Below are 18726 nucleotides of genomic sequence, written 5' to 3' on the forward strand. Positions count from 1 at the left end.
GTGGCGCGATCAGGTTCGTCCGCCGAAACCGTTCTGCCGCCAGGCTTCGTAGCTGATGATGGCGACGGCATTGGACAGGTTGAGGCTGCGGCACTCCGGCTGCATGGGAATGCGGATACGGAAATCCGGCGCAAAGCCATCGCGGATATCATTCGGCAGGCCCGCGGTTTCCGAGCCGAACAGCAGCACGTCGCCGGGCTTATAGTCCGGCCGATCGTAAGGGCGGCTGCCTTTGGTGGTGCAGGCGAAAATGCGCTGTCCCGCGACCGCGGCCAGAAAATCCTGATAATTTTTATGGCGGCTGACGCTGGCGAGATCGTGATAATCCAGGCCGGCCCGGCGTAGCTTCTTCTCTTCAAAATCAAAACCCAGCGGCTCAATCAGATGCAGCGCGCAGCCGTTATTGGCGGCCAGGCGGATGATATTGCCGGTATTCGGGGCTATTTGTGGCTCATAGAGCGCAATATGAAACATGAGGTAACTTCAGTCGCAAAGAAAAATTCCGCCGCAGTATATAACATTCCCGGCGGGCGACCCAAAGCCTGACGCAGACGGAATACGGATAACTCCGCGCGACGTTTGCGCCGGCAGCGATTACACTGCTTTTAACGGCGCCGTGCACTTTCATTGAAATGCGGGCGGCGCCGAGAGATAGCTGGATGGTTTGGCACATTCCGTGCCTTGGAGGAGTGAATGAAACACGCAATCACACTGACGGCATTATCCTTTGCCCTGTTATCGCTGCCGCTGGCGGCGTCGGCCGACGCCGCGAAAGCGCCGTCGGCGCAGCAGCAGCAGTATGAAAACGGCATCAATAGCCAAAAGCAGTTACAGCAGCGCATGCAGCAGAACCAGCAACTGCGCCAGCAACAGCTGAATCAGCAGTTACAGCAGCGCAACGCCCAGCTACAGCAGCAGCAAAAACAGCAGTTGCAGCAGGAGAGACAACGCAGCGCCCAGCCGAAAACGCAGCCGCAGCAATAAACGCCCCTCGCCGCTGCGCGCGGCTATAATCGCACCCCCATCAGGGTTAGGATCAGCGGGGTAGTCAAGGCGGCCAGCGCCGTCGACATCAGCAGGCTGGTCGCTACCGGGCCACCCAGCACGTTGAACTGGCGCGACATCAGATAAACGTTTACGCCCACCGACATCGAGCCCAGTAAGACTACCGCCCGCGTCTCCATTTCCGGCAGACCGATCGCTATCGCGATGGCCCAAATCACCAGCGGCTGTACCAATAGCTTGATGACGCAAATAGCGGTGCTGATTTGCCAGCCATCGCGGATCTGATATTCCGCCAGCCCCATTCCCAGGGCAATCAGCGATAGCGGCATCGCAATCTGCCCCAGCATGCTCAGCGGCTGGTCGACATAGGACGGTAGGGGAAAACCGGTCAGGCTGAACGCCGTACCGGACAGGATGCCGATAATCAGCGGATTTTTCAGCACCCCCAGCGCGGTTTTGGTAAAACCCTGCAGCGAAAGCGCGCCGTTGCGCGCCCACTCGACGGAAACCGTCACCAGCGTCCAGAGGATCAGTCCGTTAAACACCACCACCAGCGCCACGGAAGGTATCGCCTCTTCACCCAACATCAGCGCAGCGATCGGCAAGCCGAGCACCACATTGTTGGAAAAGATGCCGCTTAGCGAAAAGATCGATCCGGAAACGCCGTCGAGATGAAAAATTTTACGCGCGACAAAACGGCCCAGTATAAAAACGATCAGGCAACTGCCGAAAAAGGCGATCAGCAGCCGGGCGTCGACCACCGGACGTTTGGAGAAATCGCTCATCAGGCGGAATAGCATGGCGGGCATCGCCACCGAGAAGACAAAACGGCTCATGCCATCGGTAATGGTCGTCGGCCATTTGCCGTAGCGGATCAGCGCGTAACCCAGGGCGATCAGAACAAACAGCGGTAGAGACAGAAAAATCTGGTGCCAGAGGGAAACCATAAATGCGAGCATCGCATCACTTCCTTAATCAACCGGCACCTTGGGATTCCTGTAAAAGCCGACAGATTTCAGCCGGTAGCAAAATCTGGCCCGATTAAATCTATCCGGTCAGTGCAGATACAGTCAACGCCCCAGTCAAGCAACGTCTTCGCCCGCGCCGGCTGATTGACGGTATAAACCAGGATCCGCAGTCCGGCGGCCTTCAGCGACGCCGTCCGTTCCGCCGTCAGCAGCCTGTGATTAAGGTGAATGGATGCGCACGCTAGCCGGCGGGTCAGGTTTTGCCAGTCGCGATCCCATTCGTCCAGCAGCAGGCCGCGCGGCAGTTCGGGCGCCGCCTGTCGGGCCGCTTCCAGCGACGTCGGCGAAAATGAAGACAGCAGCGGCATGGTGGGATGATCCCGCCACAGCCGGCGCGCCGCAAGGGCGACCTGGCGTCCGGTTTCCCGTTCGCGGCCCGTGGTGGGCTTAATTTCAATATTGGCCGCCATGCCGTACTGTTTACAGCGCGCGGCGACTTCCGATAGCAGCGGCAGCCGCGCGCCTGAAAATTTGTCGCCGTACCAGCTTCCCGCGTCCAGCGCGGCCAGTTGCTCCCACGGCAGGTCGCCAGCGATCCCCCAGCCGTTGCTGGTGCGCTCCAGCGTATCATCATGGAGTAAAAAAATTTGACCATCCTGCGATAGCTTGGCGTCAAACTCGATCATCTTATGACCAAACTCGGCGCCGACGTCAATCGCGGCCAGGGTATTTTCCGGCGCCAGCGCGCCGCCGCCGCGATGGGCGACGATTGCCGGATAAGGCCATTGCGTTACCATTATTTACTCCACCCGTAATCCGCTTTGCGAATCGAACAAATGCCATGACTGTGCAGGCAGATGCAGCCAAAGCGTTGAGCCCACCGCCGGACAGTGTTCGTAGGAGAGGCGCACGATGGCGTTCTGTCCGCCCCACTGTCCGTGCGCCAGATTGTCCGCGCCCAGCAGTTCCAGCGTCGACACCCGCAGCGGAATGCCGCCGCTTTCGCGGGTCGCCAGTTGAATATGCTCCGGCCTTACCCCCAGCGTCAACTCGCGTCCGCGCCACTGCGGTTTCGCCGCCGCCAGCGGCAGGGCCAGCTCGCCGTCTATTTCAAACCGGCAGCCGTCGTCGCTGATTCTGCCCGACCACAGGTTCATGGCGGGCGAGCCGATAAAACTGGCGACGAACAGCGATGCCGGGCGGCGATAAATATCGGCGGGCGCGCCAATCTGTTCGGCGACGCCTTTATTCATCACGATCACGCGCTGCGCCAGGGTCATGGCTTCAATCTGATCGTGAGTAACGTAGAGGCTGGTGGTCTTCAGGCGTTGGTGCAACTGCTGCAGCTCAAGCCGCATCTGCACCCGCAGCTTGGCGTCCAGGTTCGACAACGGCTCATCAAATAAAAATACCGCCGGCTCGCGCACGATGGCCCGTCCCATCGCTACCCGCTGGCGCTGTCCGCCCGATAGCTCGCGCGGCTTGCGCTCCAGCAGCGGAGCCAGCTCAAGGATGCGCGCCGCCTCGTCCACCCGCTGGCGAATTTGCGCTTTGCCGAAGCCGCGGATTTTCAGCCCGTACGCCATGTTGTCATACACGCTCATATGAGGATAGAGCGCATAGTTCTGGAACACCATCGCGATGCTGCGATCTTTGGGTTCAAGATTGGTAACGCGCTGGTTATCGATATAAATATCGCCGCTGGTGGTCTGCTCCAGCCCGGCGACCATCCTCAGCAGGGTGGATTTCCCGCAGCCGGAGGGGCCGACCATCACGATAAATTCGCCGTCGGCCACGTCGAGATCGATCGGGTGAATAATCTGCGTTTTGCCGTCGTATGATTTGGTGACGGCCTGAAGTTTTAAACATGCCATGATAAGGTTTCCGGGCAAATGTTAACGCCGCGCGGCGGCGATCCTGGGATTATTTCTCACTCTCGACCAGCCCGCGCACGAACCAGCGCTGCATCAGCAGCACCACCAGCAGGGGAGGCAGCATCGTCAGCAGCATCGCCGACATCACCTGATTCCACTGGGTGGCGGAATCGCCGGAGGCGACCATGCTCTTGATGCCGGCCACCGCCGTACCCAGGTTCGCGTCGCTGATAATCAGCAGCGGCCATAGATACTGGTTCCAGCCGTAGATAAAGGTGATGACGAACAGCGCCGCCAGATTGGTTTTCGACAGCGGCAGAACGATATCGAAAAAGAAACGCATCGGGCCAGCGCCGTCGATGCGCGACGCTTCCAGCAGTTCGTTCGGCAGCGTCATAAAAAACTGGCGGAACAGAAACGTTGCCGTGGCCGACGCCATCAGCGGCAGCGTCAGCCCGGCGTAGCTGTCTATCATGCGCAGGCTGGAGATCACTTCTACGGTAGGGAAAATACGCACTTCTACCGGCAGCATCAGCGTGAGAAAGATGGTCCAGAAAAACAGATTGCGCAGCGGAAAACGAAAATAGACGATGGCGTAGGCGGATAAGATGGAGACGACGATTTTGCCCAGGGTGATCGCCAGCGCCATCACCAAGCTGTTAAACAGCATCAGCCCGAAGGGCGTGGGGCTGTTCGCCAGGCCGTGCAGCCAGATATCGCGCAGGTTTTCCCACAGGTGGGTACCTGGGATCAGCGTCATCGGCGCCCGAAACACCTGTTCGTTGTCCAGCGTGGCGGCCACGATGGCGACATAGAGCGGGAACAGCACGGCGACAATGCCGACGGCCAGCATCAGGTGGCTGAAAATATCCAGCCCGCGGCGATTTTCAATCATTGGTAGTTCACCTTCCGTTCAACAAAGCGGAACTGGATCACCGTCAATCCGATAACCAACAGCATCAGCACCACCGACTGGGCGGCGGAGCTGGAGAGATCCAGCCCGGCGAAACCTTCCCGGTAAATCTTGTAGATCAGCGTGGTGGTGGACTGGACGGGGCCGCCGGCGGTGGCGGCATCGATGATGGGGAAGGTATCGAAAAAGGCGTACACCAGATTGACCACCAGCAGGAAAAAGCTCACCGGCGAGATGAGCGGCAGCACCAGATTGAAGAAACGGCGCACCGGCCCTGCGCCGTCAATGGCCGCCGCTTCGATCAGCGAACGGGGAATCGACTGTAACGCAGCCAGGAAAAACAGGAAGTTATAGCTTATCTGTTTCCAGACCGAAGCCAACACCACCAGAGACATCGCCTGGCCGCTGTTTTGCGCGTGGTTCCATGAGTAGCCCAGCACGCCCAGAAAATGGGTAATCAACCCCAGACCCGGGTTAAACAGAAACATCCACAGCACGGCGGCCACCGCCGGCGCGACGGCGTACGGCAGCATGATCAACGTTTGATACAGGCGGCTAAAGCGTAAAACATAGTCAACCAGCGCGGCGAGAAACAGCGAAATCAGCAGGCCGAAGCCGGCCACCAAAAAACTGAAGAGCAGCGTGGTGTAAAACGACGCCAGATAATAGCCGCTGCCGAATAGCTGCCTGAAGTTCTCCAGCCCGACAAATTCGCTGGATAGCCCGAACGGATCCATATTCTGCACCGAGTACCACAGCGCCTCACCGGCGGGCCAGATGAAGAAAATGACGGTGATCAGCAACTGGGGAAAAACCAGGGCATAGGGTAACCAGCTACAGCCGAAAACAGGACGGGATGATGTCATGCGTAACTCATTACTGATTTAAAAGAAACGGGAGCGGCGTTTAACCGCGGTTCCCCTGGCGCAGGGAAGCCGCGGTTCCCGACTATTTGGTTGACTGTTCAAAACGGCGCAGCAGCGCATTCCCGCGTTCAACCGCGCTGTCCAGCGCCTGTTGCGGATTCTTCTTGCCGGTCCAGACGCTTTCCAGCTCTTCATCCACTACGGTGCGGATTTGCGGCATATTGCCCAGGCGCAGGCCTTTGGTGTACGGCAGCGGCGGTTTGTTCAGCATTTGGCGAGTGGCGATATCCGCGCCGGGATTCTTAGCGTAGTAGCCCTGCTGGCGCGTCAATTCATAGGCGGCGGTGGTGATAGGCAGATAGCCCGTTTTCTGATGCCACTCCGCGGCGATTTCAGGCTGCGCCAGGAACCGCATGAATTCGGCGACGCCCTTGTAGGTGGCTTCATCTTTGCCGTTCATCACCCACAGGCTGGCGCCGCCGATACTGGCGTTCTGCGGCGCGCCTTTCACCTCGGCGTCATACGGCATCATGCCGACGCCGTAATTGAATTTGGCGTTCTTGCGGATGTTCGCCAGCGAACCGGAAGAGGCCGTGGTGATCGCGCACTCGCCGCTGTAGAACTTCTCCGTCGGCTCGTCTTTACGCCCGTAGTAGGTGAAATCACCTTTTTTATTCATATCTTCAAGCAGTTGAATGTGCTTGACCTGAACGGGCTTGTTGAATTCCAGCACCGCATCCGTGCCGTCGAATCCGTTGTTTTTGGTCGCTATCGGCAAAGCGTGCCAGGCGCTGAAGTTTTCGATTTGAATCCAGCCCTGCCAGCCGCTGGCATAGCCGCATTTCATGCCTGAAGCGCGCAGCTTGGCGGTGTATTCGGCCATTTGCTGCCAGGTTTTAGGCGGTTGTTCGGGATCGAGGCCGGCTTTTTTGAACGCGTCTTTGTTGTAGTAGAGCACGGGCGTCGAGCTGTTAAACGGCTGCGACAACAGGTGCCCGCTTTTGGCGTCGGTGTAGTAACCGGAAACCGTGGGAACGAAAACGGATTCATCGAAATCGATGCCCGCCTGCTTGAACACTTCATATACGGGTTTGATCGCCTTGCTGGCCATCATGGTGGCGGTGCCGACTTCGTAAACCTGTAGAATCGCCGGGGCGTTGCCCGTGCGGTAAGCGGCGATCCCGGCGGCCAGACTCTGTTCGTAGTTGCCTTTAAATACCGGGACGATTTTGACATCGCTGTGCGACTGGTTAAAACGGTCGGTCAGTGAGTTGACTTCGGTTCCCAGCTCCCCCTCCATTGAGTGCCAGAAAGGGATTTCGGTAACCGCCAGCGCATTGGCGTGGTAAGCCAGCGCTAATACAATGCATGCCGCGGTTTTATTGATGACATGCGCCTTACGAAATAGAGGATGAAGCATGCTTGTCTCCTGGGGTTTTAGCCTGACTTGGACAGAGAGCGCTTTTTATTCGGGGAGTAACATGACACGCGTGCATGACAGAAAAATAACTGATAAATGACGGTGCGATGACGAAACGGTGAACGAGGGCGGCGGCGGACAGAAGCGCCTAATAGGAAAAGGGGGAGTGAATAAGATAGATTTCAACGATTAATCAGTCGAGAATGCGGCCTGATATTACCGAGGGAAGCCAGCGCCGCCCCTATTTTCGTCGGGGGCGGCAAAATTTTTATCGCGCGGCCGATGGCGGGCGCCTTTCACCTGGCCACCAGCACCTCGATCGCCATTTTCCCCAACGCATCTTTCGCCGCGGCCGGCAGGGCGTCGTCGGTAATAATGCCGTCCAGGATCGTCAGCGGCGCGATCAGATAGGTGGCGATGCGGCCGTATTTTGACGTGTCGCAGAGCAGAAAGCGTTTGCTGCTGGCTTCCACCACCGCGCGTTTGACCGCCACTTTGTCTTCATTCGGCGTGGAGAGGCCGCGCAGGCTCCACGATGAGGCGGAGATAAAGGCGATATCGATAAACAGGTTGCGCAGCGCCTGCGCGGCGGCTGCGCCGACGCAGGAGCGGTTTTCCCGGCACAGCGTGCCGCCGGTGTGGATCAGGCGGCACTGACTGGATTCAATAAGAAAAGCGGCAATCACAAAATCGTTGGTCACGATCAGTAAATCATCCCGATCGGCCAACTGGCGCGCCAGCGACAGCGTGGTGGTGCCCGCGTCCAGATAGATGCAGCTGTTGGGCGGGATCTGCCGGGCCGCCAGCCGGCCGATCGCCTCTTTTTGCTGGCTGAACATCACGGATTTATCCTGATGCGACGGCTCAATCGTCAGCCGTTCGGGCGAACGTACGCCGCCGGAGACGCTCAGCAGCAGGCCGTCCTGTTCCAGTTTTTGCACATCCCGCCGCACGGTCATATGCGATACCCCGAGCCGCTCGGTCAGTTCCGTGATGCTCACTACGCCGCGTTCGGCGATCAGCGTCAGAATCTGTTGATGACGTTCTACTGGAATCATCCCTGCTCCTATCCGGTTTGATAAATATTGTGATAACCCGCGCAGTTATGGACGATTATTATCATAAATTCACGTGTTAAACCACGGTGTACGTAACGTCTTGGCGTTATTTCGCAGAATATAAAATCATAATATATTGATTTTAAAATAATAATGACTTTTCACTTTCCCTGGACGATCGGCGTAGGCGGTCGGATTAATGCAATGTTAATTTATGTGAGTTTAATCACCGCAGGTGAAGGGTTAAGGAATTATATTTAACACCATAGAACAAATAATCACTAAAATTAACAAAGGTGACGCAGATGAAAGAAAACGTAGAGTATGCCGTAGCGGTTATTGGTCTGGGTTCCATGGGCTTCGGCGCCGCGACATCCTGTATCAACGCCGGGCTGACCACCTATGGCGTCGATATTAATCCGCAGGCGCTGGAGCGTTTACGCCAGGCGGGCGCCGCGCAGGCCGAATCAAGCATCGACGCTTTCGCCGACCGGCTGGATGCGGTGCTGCTGCTGGTGGTCAACGCCGCGCAGGTGAATACGATTCTGTTCGGCGGGCCCAATGTCGCCGCCAAGCTGCGGCCCGGCACCGCGGTAATGGTCTCCTCAACCATCTCCGCGCAGGATGCCAAAAGCATCGCGCAGCGTCTGGCCGAACATCAGCTCATCATGCTGGACGCGCCGGTATCCGGCGGCGCGGTCAAAGCCGCTGCGGGCGATATAACGGTGATGGCGGCCGGTGCCGATCCGGCATTCGAAAAACTGAAGCCGGTGCTTGACGCCGTCGCGGGTAAGGTTTATCGCATCGGCGAAGAGATCGGGCTGGGAGCGACGGTGAAAATCATCCACCAGCTGTTGGCCGGCGTGCACATCGCCGCAGGGGCGGAAGCGATGGCGCTGGCGGCCCGCGCCGACATCCCGCTTGATATCATGTACGACGTGGTGACCCATGCCGCCGGCAACTCCTGGATGTTCGAAAACCGTATGCGTCACGTGGTGGACGGCGACTACACGCCGAAGTCCGCCGTTGACATCTTTGTCAAAGATCTGGGGCTGGTGACCGATACCGCCAAAGCGCTCCATTTCCCGCTGCCGCTGGCCTCCACCGCGTTCAATATGTTTACCTCCGCCAGCAACGCCGGATTCGGTAAAGAGGACGACAGCGCGGTGATTAAAATTTTCAGCGGCATTACGCTGCCGGAAAAGAAGGAGGCGTCATGATCAAACTGGGGGTCATCGCCGACGATTTTACCGGCGCCACGGATATCGCCAGTTTTCTGGTGAATAACGGGTTGCCGACCGTACAGCTAAACGGCGTGCCGCCGTCCGATTTTCAGGTCGAGACGCAGGCGGTGGTGATTAGTCTGAAGTCGCGCTCCTGCCCGGCGGAGCAGGCCGTGGCGGATTCGCTTAAGGCGCTGGCGTGGCTGCAACGGCAGGCGTGCCGGCAATTTTACTTTAAATACTGCTCAACGTTCGACAGCACCGCGCAAGGCAATATCGGCCCGGTTACCGATGCGCTGTTGGAGCAGCTCGGCGAAACGCAGACCGTTATCTCCCCGGCGTTGCCGGTGAACGGCAGAACCGTCTATCAAGGCCATCTGTTCGTGATGGAGCAACTGCTGTCCGAATCCGGCATGCGTCACCATCCGGTAACGCCGATGACCGACAGCAGCCTGCTGCGGGTAATGGAAAGGCAGGCGACAGGGCGTTGCGGGTTGGTTCCCTATCCGGTGATGGAGCAGGGCGCGGCGGCGGTTCAACAGCGGCTGGCGCAGTTGCGGGAGCAGGGCGTGCGCTATGCGGTGCTGGACACTCTGAACGAGCAGCATCTGCTCACTCAAGGCGAGGCGCTGCGCGACATGAAACTGGTGACCGGCGGCTCCGGTCTGGCGATCGGTCTGGCGCGTCAGTGGGCGCATGCCGCCGGCGCCTCCGCCACCGACGCCGGCAAACCGCTCTCCGGCCCCGGCGTGGTGCTGTCCGGCTCCTGTTCGGTGATGACCAATAAGCAGGTCGCCCGTTACCGCGAACAGGCGGCCGGCCGCGCCATCGATGTTGCGCGTTGCCTGCAAGGGGATGAAGCGCGGCGAGAGTATGCCCGCGAACTCGCCGCATGGGTGAATGAGCGCCGCGCTGAGGCGCTGGCGCCGCTGCTGTACGCGACCGCCTCTGCGGACGATCTCGCCCAGATTCAGCGGCGCTGGGGGGCGCAGGCCAGCAGTCAGGCGGTGGAGAGCCTATTTGCCGACGTCGCCGGCCAGCTACGGCGGCTTGGCGTTAGGCGCTTTATCATCGCCGGCGGCGAGACCTCCAGCATTGTGGTGCAGACGCTGGGCATCCATGCTTTCCATATCGGCCCGTCGATTTCTCCCGGCGTGCCTTGGGTCAGATCCACCAGTCATCCGCTATCGCTGGCGTTGAAATCGGGCAATTTCGGCGATGAAGATTTTTTTGCCCGAGCACAAAGGGAATTCGCAGTATGAATGAGTATTACCCTATGGATGAGCGGCGCGCGCGCGACGAGATGGTCAAACTGGGCGCCTCTTTCTTTCAACGCGGTTACGCCACCGGTTCGGCGGGCAACCTTTCGTTGTTGCTGGATGACGGCGCGCTGTTGGCGACGCCGACCGGCTCCTGTCTGGGGGAGCTTGAAGCGGACCGTTTATCCAAAGTCAGCATCGGCGGCGAATGGATTTCCGGCGATAAGCCGTCGAAAGAGGTCAGCTTTCACCTGGCGATTTACCGTAATAGCCCGGAATGTAAGGCGATTGTTCATCTGCATAGCACCTATCTGACGGCGCTTTCCTGCCTGGAAGGGATTGACCCGCAGGATGCCGTCAAGCCGTTTACGCCCTACGTGGTGATGCGGGTCGGGCAGGTTCCGGTCGTCCCCTATTATCGTCCGGGGGATGCGCGGCTCGGCGAGGATCTGGCCAAGCTGGCCGCGCGCTATCGAGCGTTTCTGTTGGCCAACCATGGCCCGGTGGTCACCGGTAAAAATTTGCGTGCGGCGGCGGACAATATGGAAGAGCTGGAAGAAACCGCCAAGCTGATCTTTATTCTCGGCGACCGGCGTATTCGTTATCTCACCGCGGAAGAAATTGCTGAATTGAGGAGTTAATCATGCCTAAGTTTGCCGCCAATCTTTCCATGCTATTTACCGAGTTGCCATTTATCGATCGTTTCAACGCTGCGGCCGAGGCCGGCTTTGCAGCGGTGGAATACCTGTTTCCTTATGAATATCCGGCGGCGCTGCTGGCGGAAAAGCTGCGGGAAAACGGCCTGAAGCAGGTGTTGTTCAATACCGCGCCCGGCAATGTCGCGGCGGGGGAGTGGGGCGTTGCCGCGCTGCCCGGTCGCCAGGACGAGGCGCGCCGGGATATCGACGCCGCGCTGGAGTACGCGCTGGCGCTGGCGTGTCCGTCGGTGCATGTGATGGCCGGCGTGGTGCCGGACGGCGCCGATCGCGACCTCTATCGGCAAACCTTTATCGAAAATTTGCGTTACGCCGCCGATAAATTTGCGCCGCACGGCGTCAACATCATGATTGAGGCGTTAAGCGCCAAGGTGAAAGCCAATTATCTGTTTGCCAGCCAGTATCAGGCGTTGGAATTGGTAAACCGGATCGAACGGCCGAATGTCTATATTCAGTTGGATTTTTTCCATGCGCAAATTGTGGATGGCGGCCTGACGCAAATTATTCACCATCTTGGCGACCGTATCGGACATATTCAAATTGCCTCGGTTCCGGCGCGGAACGAGCCGGACGAAGGGGAAATTAATTATCCTTTCCTGTTTGACGAGTTAGACCGGGTGAATTACTGCGGGTGGATTGGCTGTGAATATAATCCGCGGGGCGATACCGTAGCTGGGCTAGGGTGGGCGAAGCCCTGGTTGAAAGAGAAAAAATAGTACCGCCCGCCAGTTTTTATTATTAACGCCAGAGAAGCGTTTATTGAAAAAACGAGAAAAGAGCCGGTTTCCGTATTATTTCCATGCGGAAATCCGGGCGTCTTTTCCTTTAAATAGCGCATTAATACCCTATAGATTTCCGCGTGGTCGATATTGTCGCGCCGGGGTATATATTAATGAGAACATAAATATGGCCACCTCACTGTTACTCTGCATCGCCATCGCCGGGGTGTTATTACTGCTCCTGATGATTATTAAATTTAAGATACAGCCTTTCGTGGCTCTGCTGGTCGTGAGTTTACTTGTCGCGTTGGCGACCGGCATTCCCACCGGCGAGGTCATGAAGGTGGTTACCTCCGGCATGGGCGGTATTCTCGGCTCGGTGGCGATTATTATCGGTCTCGGCGCCATGCTGGGCCGGATGATTGAGATCTCCGGCGGCGCGGAGTCTCTGGCGCATCGCTTCGCCCAGTTAATGGGCCCCGGCCTGATGGTGGCGGCATTGACCATCGCCGCGTTTATTCTGGGGATCCCGGTCTTTTTTGACGTCGGGTTTATTATTCTCGCGCCGATTGTTTACGGCTTTGCCAAAGTCGCCAAAGTCTCGCCGGTAAAATTCGGTCTGCCGGTGGCGGGCGTGATGTTGACGGTACACGTCGCTCTGCCGCCGCATCCCGGTCCGGTGGCTGCGGCGGGCTTGCTGAACGCGGATATCGGCTGGCTGACGATGGTCGGCCTGCTGGTGTCCATTCCCGTCGGAGTGATTGGCTACTGGATCGCTAAATTTATGAATCGCCGCAACTATACGCTCTCCATCGAGGTGTTGGAGCAGTTACAGTTAGCGAAACCGGAAGATGCCACTCCGGCGACCGCGCCGCTCTCCGCGCCGTCGGCGGGGTTGATCGCCGCCCTGATCGTCATTCCCATCGCCATTATTATGCTCGGCACCGTATCGGCCACCGTGCTGCCCGCCGGCCATGCGGCGCGCGACGCCATGTCCCTGATCGGCTCGCCCGCGGTGGCTTTGCTGATTGCGCTGGGTCTGGCCTTTTGGCTGCTGGCGCTGCGCCGCGGCTGGTCGCTGGAAAAAGCCGGCGGCGTCATGGGCGACGCCATGCCCGCGGCGGCGATGGTGATTATGGTGACCGGCGCGGGCGGGGTGTTTGGTAAAGTGCTGGTGGAGTCCGGCATCGGCAAGGCGCTGGCGGATACGCTGAGCAGCATTCATCTGCCGCTGGTGCCCGCCGCGTTTATTCTTGCTCTGGCCCTGCGCGCCTCGCAGGGGTCGGCGACCGTGGCGATCCTCACCACCTGCGGCCTGTTAAGCGAAGCCGTTAGCGGCCTGAATCAGATGCAACTGGTGCTGGTGACGCTCTCCGCCTGCTTCGGCGGATTAGGACTCTCTCACGTCAATGATTCCGGATTCTGGATTGTGACCAAATATTTGGGGCTGTCCGTTGCCGACGGTCTACGAACCTGGACCGTGCTGACCACCGTGCTGGGGCTGGCCGGTTTTATCTTTACCTGGGCGCTGTGGTTCTTCTGCTGATCGCGCTCCGCCGCCTGTTCGCCAATGGCCGCTCGATGCGGCCGTCGTCGGCGGCGGCGGAGCGTCCATCTGGGATGCAGGCCGGGAAACCGGCCTGATATCAATCAACCGCCCAGATAGGCCGAGCGCACCGCTTCATTCGCCAGCAATGCCGCGCCGCTGTCTTCCAGCACCACATGGCCGTTTTCCAGCACATAGCCGCGATCGGCCAACCGTAACGCCTGATTGGCGTTTTGCTCGACGAGGAAAATGGTCATGCCTTCTTCGCGCAGTTGCTGAATCGTATCGAAAATTTGCAAAATGATGATCGGCGCCAGCCCCAATGAGGGCTCGTCGAGCAGCAATAAACGCGGCTGACTCATCAGCGCGCGACCGATGGCCAGCATCTGCTGCTCGCCGCCGGACATGGTGCCGGCGCGTTGGGCGCGACGTTCGTACAGGCGGGGAAACAGATCGTACACCCGTTCGATCCGCTGTTGATACTGGCTGCGGTCGGCAAAAAATCCGCCCATCGCCAGGTTCTCTTCCACCGTCATGCGGGAAAATACGCGGCGCCCTTCAGGCACGATGGCGATCGCTTCCCGCATGATTTTCGCGGTCTGCCAGTGGGTGATATCTTTCCCATCGAACGTAATGACGCCTTCCGTCGCGCGCGGGTCGCCGCACAGCGTGCCCAGCAGCGTGGTTTTCCCGGCGCCGTTGGCGCCGATAAGCGTAACGATCTCGCCCTGTTCGATATGCAGGCTCACCTGATGCAGCGCCTGAATCTTCCCGTAGTGGGCCGAGACCTGATTTAATGACAGCATAAACGTTATCCTTCACCCAGATAAGCACGGATGACATCCGGGTTATTGCGAATTTCGGCCGGCGTTCCGTGGGCCAGCGGCGTTCCCTGATTGACGACGTAAATCCGATCGGAAATCCCCATCACCAGCTTCATATCATGTTCAATCAGCAGCACGGAAACCTGATGGCGGTCGCGCAGCTCGACGATCAGCTGGTTCAACTCCTCGGTCTCTTTCGGGTTGAGCCCGGCCGCCGGCTCATCCAGCATCAGCAGTTCCGGGCGGGTAACCATACAGCGGGCTATCTCCAGGCGGCGCTGCTGGCCGTAGGCCAGATTGCCCGCCTGACGGTTGGCTAACGCCAGCAGCCCGACGCGTTCCAGCCACTCGGCGGCCCGCTGCTGCGCGTCGGCCTCCGCGCGCCGAAAGCCCGGCGTTTTCAGCAGCCCGGCGAATATGCCGCTTTTGAGGTGCTGATGCTGGGCCACCAGCAGGTTTTCAATCACGGTCATTTCACGAAACAGACGCACATGCTGGAAGGTGCGCACCACGCCCATCCGGGCGATTTTCTGGCCGGACAGGCCTTCCAGATGCCGATCGCGCAGCATGATGGCGCCGCCGGTGGGGCGATAAAAACCGGTCAGACAGTTAAATACCGTGGTTTTCCCGGCGCCGTTCGGGCCGATGAGCGAGACGATCTCTCCCGCGTTTAAATCCAGTTCAACGTTGTTGACCGCCAGCAGACCGCCGAAACGCATCATCAGACCTCTGACGGATAGTAATGGCTGCGTACTCATGCCTGCTCTTCCTTCTCGCTAACTTTCAGCTTCATCTGCGGGCGTTTCATCGGCAACAGACCTTGGGGACGCCAAATCATCATCAGGACCATCAACGCGCCCAGCAGCAGCATGCTGTATTCGTTCAAATCGCGCATCAGCTCGCGCGACACCACCAGCAGTACGGCGGCGAGGATCACCGCGAACTGCGAGCCCATGCCGCCCAGAACCACAATCGCCAGGACAAACGCGGATTCGGCGAAGGTGAAGGATTCCGGGCTGACGAACCCCTGGCGGGCGGCAAACAGCGTGCCGGCAAAACCGGCGAACGCGGCGCTGATGGTAAACGCCGTCAGCTTGATGCGCGTCGGGCTCAGCCCCAGCGAACGGCAGGCGATCTCATCGTCGCGCAACGCTTCCCAGGCCCGGCCCAGCGGCATGCGCAGCAGGCGATTGATGACAAACAGGGTCAACACCACCAGCAGCAGCGCCACCAGATAGAGGAAGATAATACGGTCGCTGGGGTCGTACTTCAGTCCGAAGAAGTTATGGAAGGTATCCCAGCCGTCGCGCGCGGTGCGGCTGAACTCCAGGCCGAAGAAAGTCGGCTTGGGGATCTGGCTGATGCCGTTCGGACCGCCGGTGATTTCGGTGTTGTTCAGCAGCAGGATACGGACGATTTCGCCGAACCCCAGCGTCACGATGGCCAGATAGTCGCCGCGCAGACGCAATACCGGGAAGCCGAGCAGAAAACCGGACAGGGCGGCGGTCATGCCGGCCAGCGGCAGACTTTGCCAAAATCCCAGGCCATAGTAGCTGTTCAGCAGCGCATAGGTATAGGCGCCGATGGCGTAGAAGCCGCCATAGCCTAATACCAGCAGACCGGACAGGCCGACGACGACGTTTAATCCCAGGCCCAGCATCACATAAATCAGGGTCAGGGTGGCGATATCCACCGTTCCGCGCGACACCAGAAAAGGCCAGGCGATGGCGGCGATGATAAGCAGGGCCGCCAGCAGTTTCTGCCGCGGCGTGCTGCCGTCGAAGCTCGGCAGCACCAGCGACGGACCGGAAAACCGCTGCATGCTCTGCTGGAGGAGCGGTCGGATTAACTGAAAGAAGAAAACCACCAGGCAGCCGACGCCGATCCAGTGCCAGCGCACCCGATCGGCGCCCCTGACGACCAGTCTGGTGCCGTCGAGCTCTAACTGCATGCCCATGATAAAAGCGGCCAGCACCAGCAGCGTGAATGCCGAAATGCACGCATTGAGAAGATTGAGCTTTTTCATACTTTCTCAACCTCCGGACGGCCGAGAATACCGGTGGGCATCACCAGCAGCACCACGATTAGTAGCGCGAAGGAGACCGCGTCTTTGTACTCGGTGCTCAGATAGGCCGACGTCAGCGCTTCCGCCACCCCCAGAATCAAACCGCCGATCATCGCGCCGGGAATGCTGCCGATGCCGCCAAGCACCGCGGCGGTAAAGGCTTTCATCCCCGCCATAAAGCCAATGTAGGGGTTAATCACCCCGTAGAACTGCCCCAGCAGCACGCCGGCCACCGCGGCCATCGCCGCGCCGATCACGAACGTCAGCGAGATGACCCGGTCGGTGCTGATGCCCAGCAGGCTGGCCATTTTCAGGTCTTCGGCGCAGGCGCGGCAGGCGCGCCCCATGCGCGAATAGCGAATAAATAGCGTCAGCGCCAGCATCGCCAGGAAGGTGACGATCCAGATGGTTAACTGCATGGCGCCGATGGTCGCGGCGAAGCCATTGCTCTCGCCCAGCGTCCACTGTCCGGTGACCAGGCTCGGCAGCGCGAGGTCGCGGGAGCCCTGGGTAAGACTGACGTAGTTTTGCAGGAAAATTGACATCCCGATGGCGGAAATCAGCGCGATCAGGCGCTTGGAGGTGCGCACCGGTTTGTAGGCGACGCGCTCGATGCTCCAGCCATAGGCGCTGGATATCACCACCGCGGCGATAAACGCCACGCCGATTAATAGCCAGCCCGCATCGATGCCCATCATCATCAAGGCGGCGATAACGATAAAAGAGACATAGCTGCCGATCATATACACTTCGCCGTGGGCGAAGTTGATCATGCCGATAATGCCGTAAACCATGGTATAGCCAATGGCGATCAGCGCATAGGTGCTGCCCAACGTCAGGCCGTTGAACATCTGCTGAAGAAAATAGAGGAACTGCTCGGACATACCTTAACCTTAAATTCTGCCCCCGCCTGTTGTGAGCGCGGGGACACCGGTATTGAGGGGTTAATACAGATGCGGTTGATTATTTCACTGCGCTGGACGTACCGTCTGCATGCCACTCGAACACGCCAAACTCAAACCCTTTCAGGTCGCCTTTTGCATCCCAGCTCAATGGTCCCATGACGGTATCAACGGCTTTGGCCTTCAGATCGCTCACCAGCTCTTCCGGCTCCATGCTGCCGCTGCGCTGCATGGAAGTGGTCAGAGATTGTATGGCGGCATAGGTGGTCCAGATGAACGGGCCGCTCGGATCCAGTTTTTTCGCCTTCAGCGCATCGACGATCGGCTGGTTGGCGGGGACCTGATCGTAACGCTTGGGCAAGGTAACCAGCATACCTTCAGAGGCTTCGCCGGCGATGTTGGACAAGGAGGAGTTGCCTACCCCTTCCGGCCCCATAAATTTGGTGTTCATGCCGGCATGGCGGGCCTGACGCAAAATCTGCCCCATTTCCGGGTAGTAGCCGCCAAAATAGACGAAGTCCACGTTTTCTTTCTTCAGACGCGCCACCAGCGTGGAGAAATCTTTATCGCCCGCGGTCACGCCTTCAAACAGCACTACATTAGCGCCGGCTTTTTTCAGGTTATCCTGAACGGCGCGGGCCAGGCCTTCACCGTATTGCTGCTTGTCATGCACCACGGCGATGCGCTGAGGTTTAATCGTATCGACAATGTATTTGGCCGCGGTCGGACCCTGATCGGAATCGAGGCCGGTGGTGCGCAGCACCAGTTTATAGCCGCGGGTGGTGAGATCGGCGTTGGTTGCGGCCGGCGTAATCATGATCACGCCCTCTTCTTCATAAATATCGGACGCGGGCTGAGTGGAGGATGAACACAAATGGCCGATCACATAGCGAATGCCGTCATTGATCACTTTGTTGGCGACGGCGACCGCCTGTTTCGGGTCGCACGCGTCATCATATTCAACGCCAACCAGCTTATTCCCGTTGACGCCGCCTTTGGCATTGATATCGGCGATGGCCTGGCGCGCGCCGATGAATTCCATATCGCCGTACTGCGCGACCGGGCCGGACATCGCCCCGACCACCGCGATTTTGACATCTTCGGCGTTTGCGGCCTGACTCAATGCGATGGCCATACAACCCATCAACAATGCTTTACCTTTACTAAATTTCATCCGTTTACCCCATGTATCGTTATTATGGATACTGTCGAAAAATTGACGGCCCTGCGTCATAAGATAACCTTTTTCCTGATAGACAAGAATAGGTCAGGTCTGTTATTCGTGATATTTTATAATAAGGCTTTATTTTTCATGTTATTAAACAGGCGTTTTATGCTGCGAATCAATCGGCTCCCGCAGGAATAAGC

General features: G+C 58.6%; 19 protein-coding genes. 6 read left to right on the top strand and 13 right to left on the bottom strand.

What is annotated here, in order from left to right; all coding sequences use genetic code 11:
* Nucleotides 1-9: 9 nt before the first annotated feature.
* Nucleotides 10-474, bottom strand: coding sequence for a tRNA (cytidine(34)-2'-O)-methyltransferase (locus VSX58_RS12400; RefSeq protein WP_327614198.1), 465 nt, complete (start codon nucleotides 472-474; stop codon nucleotides 10-12).
* 219 nt (nucleotides 475-693) lie between these two features.
* Here VSX58_RS12400 and VSX58_RS12405 point away from each other — a divergent pair, with 219 nt between their 5' ends.
* A complete protein-coding gene (locus VSX58_RS12405) occupies nucleotides 694-984 on the top strand; it encodes a hypothetical protein (RefSeq protein ID WP_327618358.1) in 291 nt (96 codons plus the stop codon).
* Nucleotides 985-1007: 23 nt separating this feature from the next.
* Here VSX58_RS12405 and VSX58_RS12410 read toward each other — a convergent pair whose 3' ends face one another.
* The 7 genes from VSX58_RS12410 to ygbI form a co-directional block, all read right to left on the bottom strand.
* Nucleotides 1008-1964: an AEC family transporter gene (locus VSX58_RS12410; RefSeq protein WP_327618359.1), complete on the bottom strand. Its 957-nt coding sequence runs from the start codon at nucleotides 1962-1964 to the stop codon at nucleotides 1008-1010.
* Nucleotides 1965-2020: 56 nt separating this feature from the next.
* Complete coding sequence (gene ugpQ, locus VSX58_RS12415) at nucleotides 2021-2770, bottom strand: glycerophosphodiester phosphodiesterase (RefSeq protein WP_327618360.1); 750 nt, start codon at nucleotides 2768-2770, stop codon at nucleotides 2021-2023.
* A gap of 3 nt (nucleotides 2771-2773) precedes the next feature.
* Entirely contained in the window at nucleotides 2774-3847 is a 1074-nt protein-coding gene (locus VSX58_RS12420) for a sn-glycerol-3-phosphate import ATP-binding protein UgpC (RefSeq protein ID WP_327618361.1), read from the bottom strand.
* A 49-nt stretch (nucleotides 3848-3896) separates the two neighbouring features.
* Entirely contained in the window at nucleotides 3897-4742 is an 846-nt protein-coding gene (ugpE, locus tag VSX58_RS12425) for a sn-glycerol-3-phosphate ABC transporter permease UgpE (protein ID WP_327618362.1), read from the bottom strand.
* Nucleotides 4739-5626 carry a sn-glycerol-3-phosphate ABC transporter permease UgpA gene (ugpA, locus tag VSX58_RS12430; RefSeq protein WP_327618363.1) on the bottom strand — a complete coding sequence of 296 codons (888 nt, stop codon included), beginning with the start codon at nucleotides 5624-5626 and terminating at the stop codon, nucleotides 4739-4741. Before ugpA ends, ugpE begins: the two co-directional genes overlap by 4 nt.
* Nucleotides 5627-5708: 82 nt before the next feature.
* On the bottom strand, nucleotides 5709-7046 hold the full coding sequence (gene ugpB / locus VSX58_RS12435; protein ID WP_327618364.1) for a sn-glycerol-3-phosphate ABC transporter substrate-binding protein UgpB: 1338 nt from the start codon (nucleotides 7044-7046) through the stop codon (nucleotides 5709-5711).
* Nucleotides 7047-7342: 296 nt separating this feature from the next.
* Nucleotides 7343-8104 carry a DNA-binding transcriptional repressor YgbI gene (gene ygbI, locus VSX58_RS12440; RefSeq protein ID WP_327618365.1) on the bottom strand — a complete coding sequence of 254 codons (762 nt, stop codon included), beginning with the start codon at nucleotides 8102-8104 and terminating at the stop codon, nucleotides 7343-7345.
* A 305-nt stretch (nucleotides 8105-8409) separates the two neighbouring features.
* Here ygbI and ltnD point away from each other — a divergent pair, with 305 nt between their 5' ends.
* The 5 genes from ltnD (at nucleotide 8410) to VSX58_RS12465 (ending at nucleotide 13567) form a co-directional block, all read left to right on the top strand.
* Nucleotides 8410-9324 carry an L-threonate dehydrogenase gene (ltnD, locus tag VSX58_RS12445; RefSeq protein ID WP_327618366.1) on the top strand — a complete coding sequence of 305 codons (915 nt, stop codon included), beginning with the start codon at nucleotides 8410-8412 and terminating at the stop codon, nucleotides 9322-9324.
* Nucleotides 9321-10589 (top strand): 3-oxo-tetronate kinase, encoded by a 1269-nt coding sequence (gene otnK / locus VSX58_RS12450; RefSeq protein WP_327618367.1) that lies wholly within the window; start codon nucleotides 9321-9323, stop codon nucleotides 10587-10589. Before ltnD ends, otnK begins: the two co-directional genes overlap by 4 nt.
* 14 nt (nucleotides 10590-10603) lie before the next feature.
* Nucleotides 10604-11227 carry a 3-oxo-tetronate 4-phosphate decarboxylase gene (otnC, locus tag VSX58_RS12455; protein ID WP_327618408.1) on the top strand — a complete coding sequence of 208 codons (624 nt, stop codon included), beginning with the start codon at nucleotides 10604-10606 and terminating at the stop codon, nucleotides 11225-11227.
* Nucleotides 11228-11229: 2 nt separating this feature from the next.
* On the top strand, nucleotides 11230-12018 hold the full coding sequence (gene otnI / locus VSX58_RS12460) for a 2-oxo-tetronate isomerase (RefSeq protein ID WP_327618368.1): 789 nt from the start codon (nucleotides 11230-11232) through the stop codon (nucleotides 12016-12018).
* Between the two features lie 190 nt (nucleotides 12019-12208).
* Nucleotides 12209-13567, top strand: coding sequence for a GntP family transporter (locus VSX58_RS12465; protein ID WP_327614211.1), 1359 nt, complete (start codon nucleotides 12209-12211; stop codon nucleotides 13565-13567).
* A gap of 104 nt (nucleotides 13568-13671) precedes the next feature.
* On the opposite strand, the gene livF is transcribed toward VSX58_RS12465, so the two are convergent.
* From livF to VSX58_RS12490, 5 genes are all read right to left on the bottom strand, one after another.
* Nucleotides 13672-14373: a high-affinity branched-chain amino acid ABC transporter ATP-binding protein LivF gene (livF, locus tag VSX58_RS12470; RefSeq protein ID WP_327614212.1), complete on the bottom strand. Its 702-nt coding sequence runs from the start codon at nucleotides 14371-14373 to the stop codon at nucleotides 13672-13674.
* Between the two features lie 5 nt (nucleotides 14374-14378).
* Nucleotides 14379-15149 carry a high-affinity branched-chain amino acid ABC transporter ATP-binding protein LivG gene (livG, locus tag VSX58_RS12475; protein WP_327618369.1) on the bottom strand — a complete coding sequence of 257 codons (771 nt, stop codon included), beginning with the start codon at nucleotides 15147-15149 and terminating at the stop codon, nucleotides 14379-14381.
* Nucleotides 15146-16417, bottom strand: a complete 1272-nt coding sequence (locus tag VSX58_RS12480; RefSeq protein ID WP_327618370.1) for a high-affinity branched-chain amino acid ABC transporter permease LivM — start codon at nucleotides 16415-16417, stop codon at nucleotides 15146-15148. The genes livG and VSX58_RS12480 overlap by 4 nt, the downstream gene beginning before the upstream one ends.
* The gene (livH, locus tag VSX58_RS12485; RefSeq protein ID WP_327614215.1) at nucleotides 16414-17340 is read right to left on the bottom strand and encodes a high-affinity branched-chain amino acid ABC transporter permease LivH; all 927 of its coding nucleotides are present in this window, start codon (nucleotides 17338-17340) and stop codon (nucleotides 16414-16416) included. Before livH ends, VSX58_RS12480 begins: the two co-directional genes overlap by 4 nt.
* A 79-nt stretch (nucleotides 17341-17419) precedes the next feature.
* Nucleotides 17420-18532, bottom strand: coding sequence for a branched-chain amino acid ABC transporter substrate-binding protein (locus VSX58_RS12490; protein WP_327618371.1), 1113 nt, complete (start codon nucleotides 18530-18532; stop codon nucleotides 17420-17422).
* Between the last annotated feature and the right edge of the window lie 194 nt (nucleotides 18533-18726).

It is taken from the genome of Brenneria populi, assembly GCF_036016195.1.
In the GTDB taxonomy this organism is placed as follows: Bacteria; Pseudomonadota; Gammaproteobacteria; order Enterobacterales; family Enterobacteriaceae; genus Brenneria; species Brenneria populi.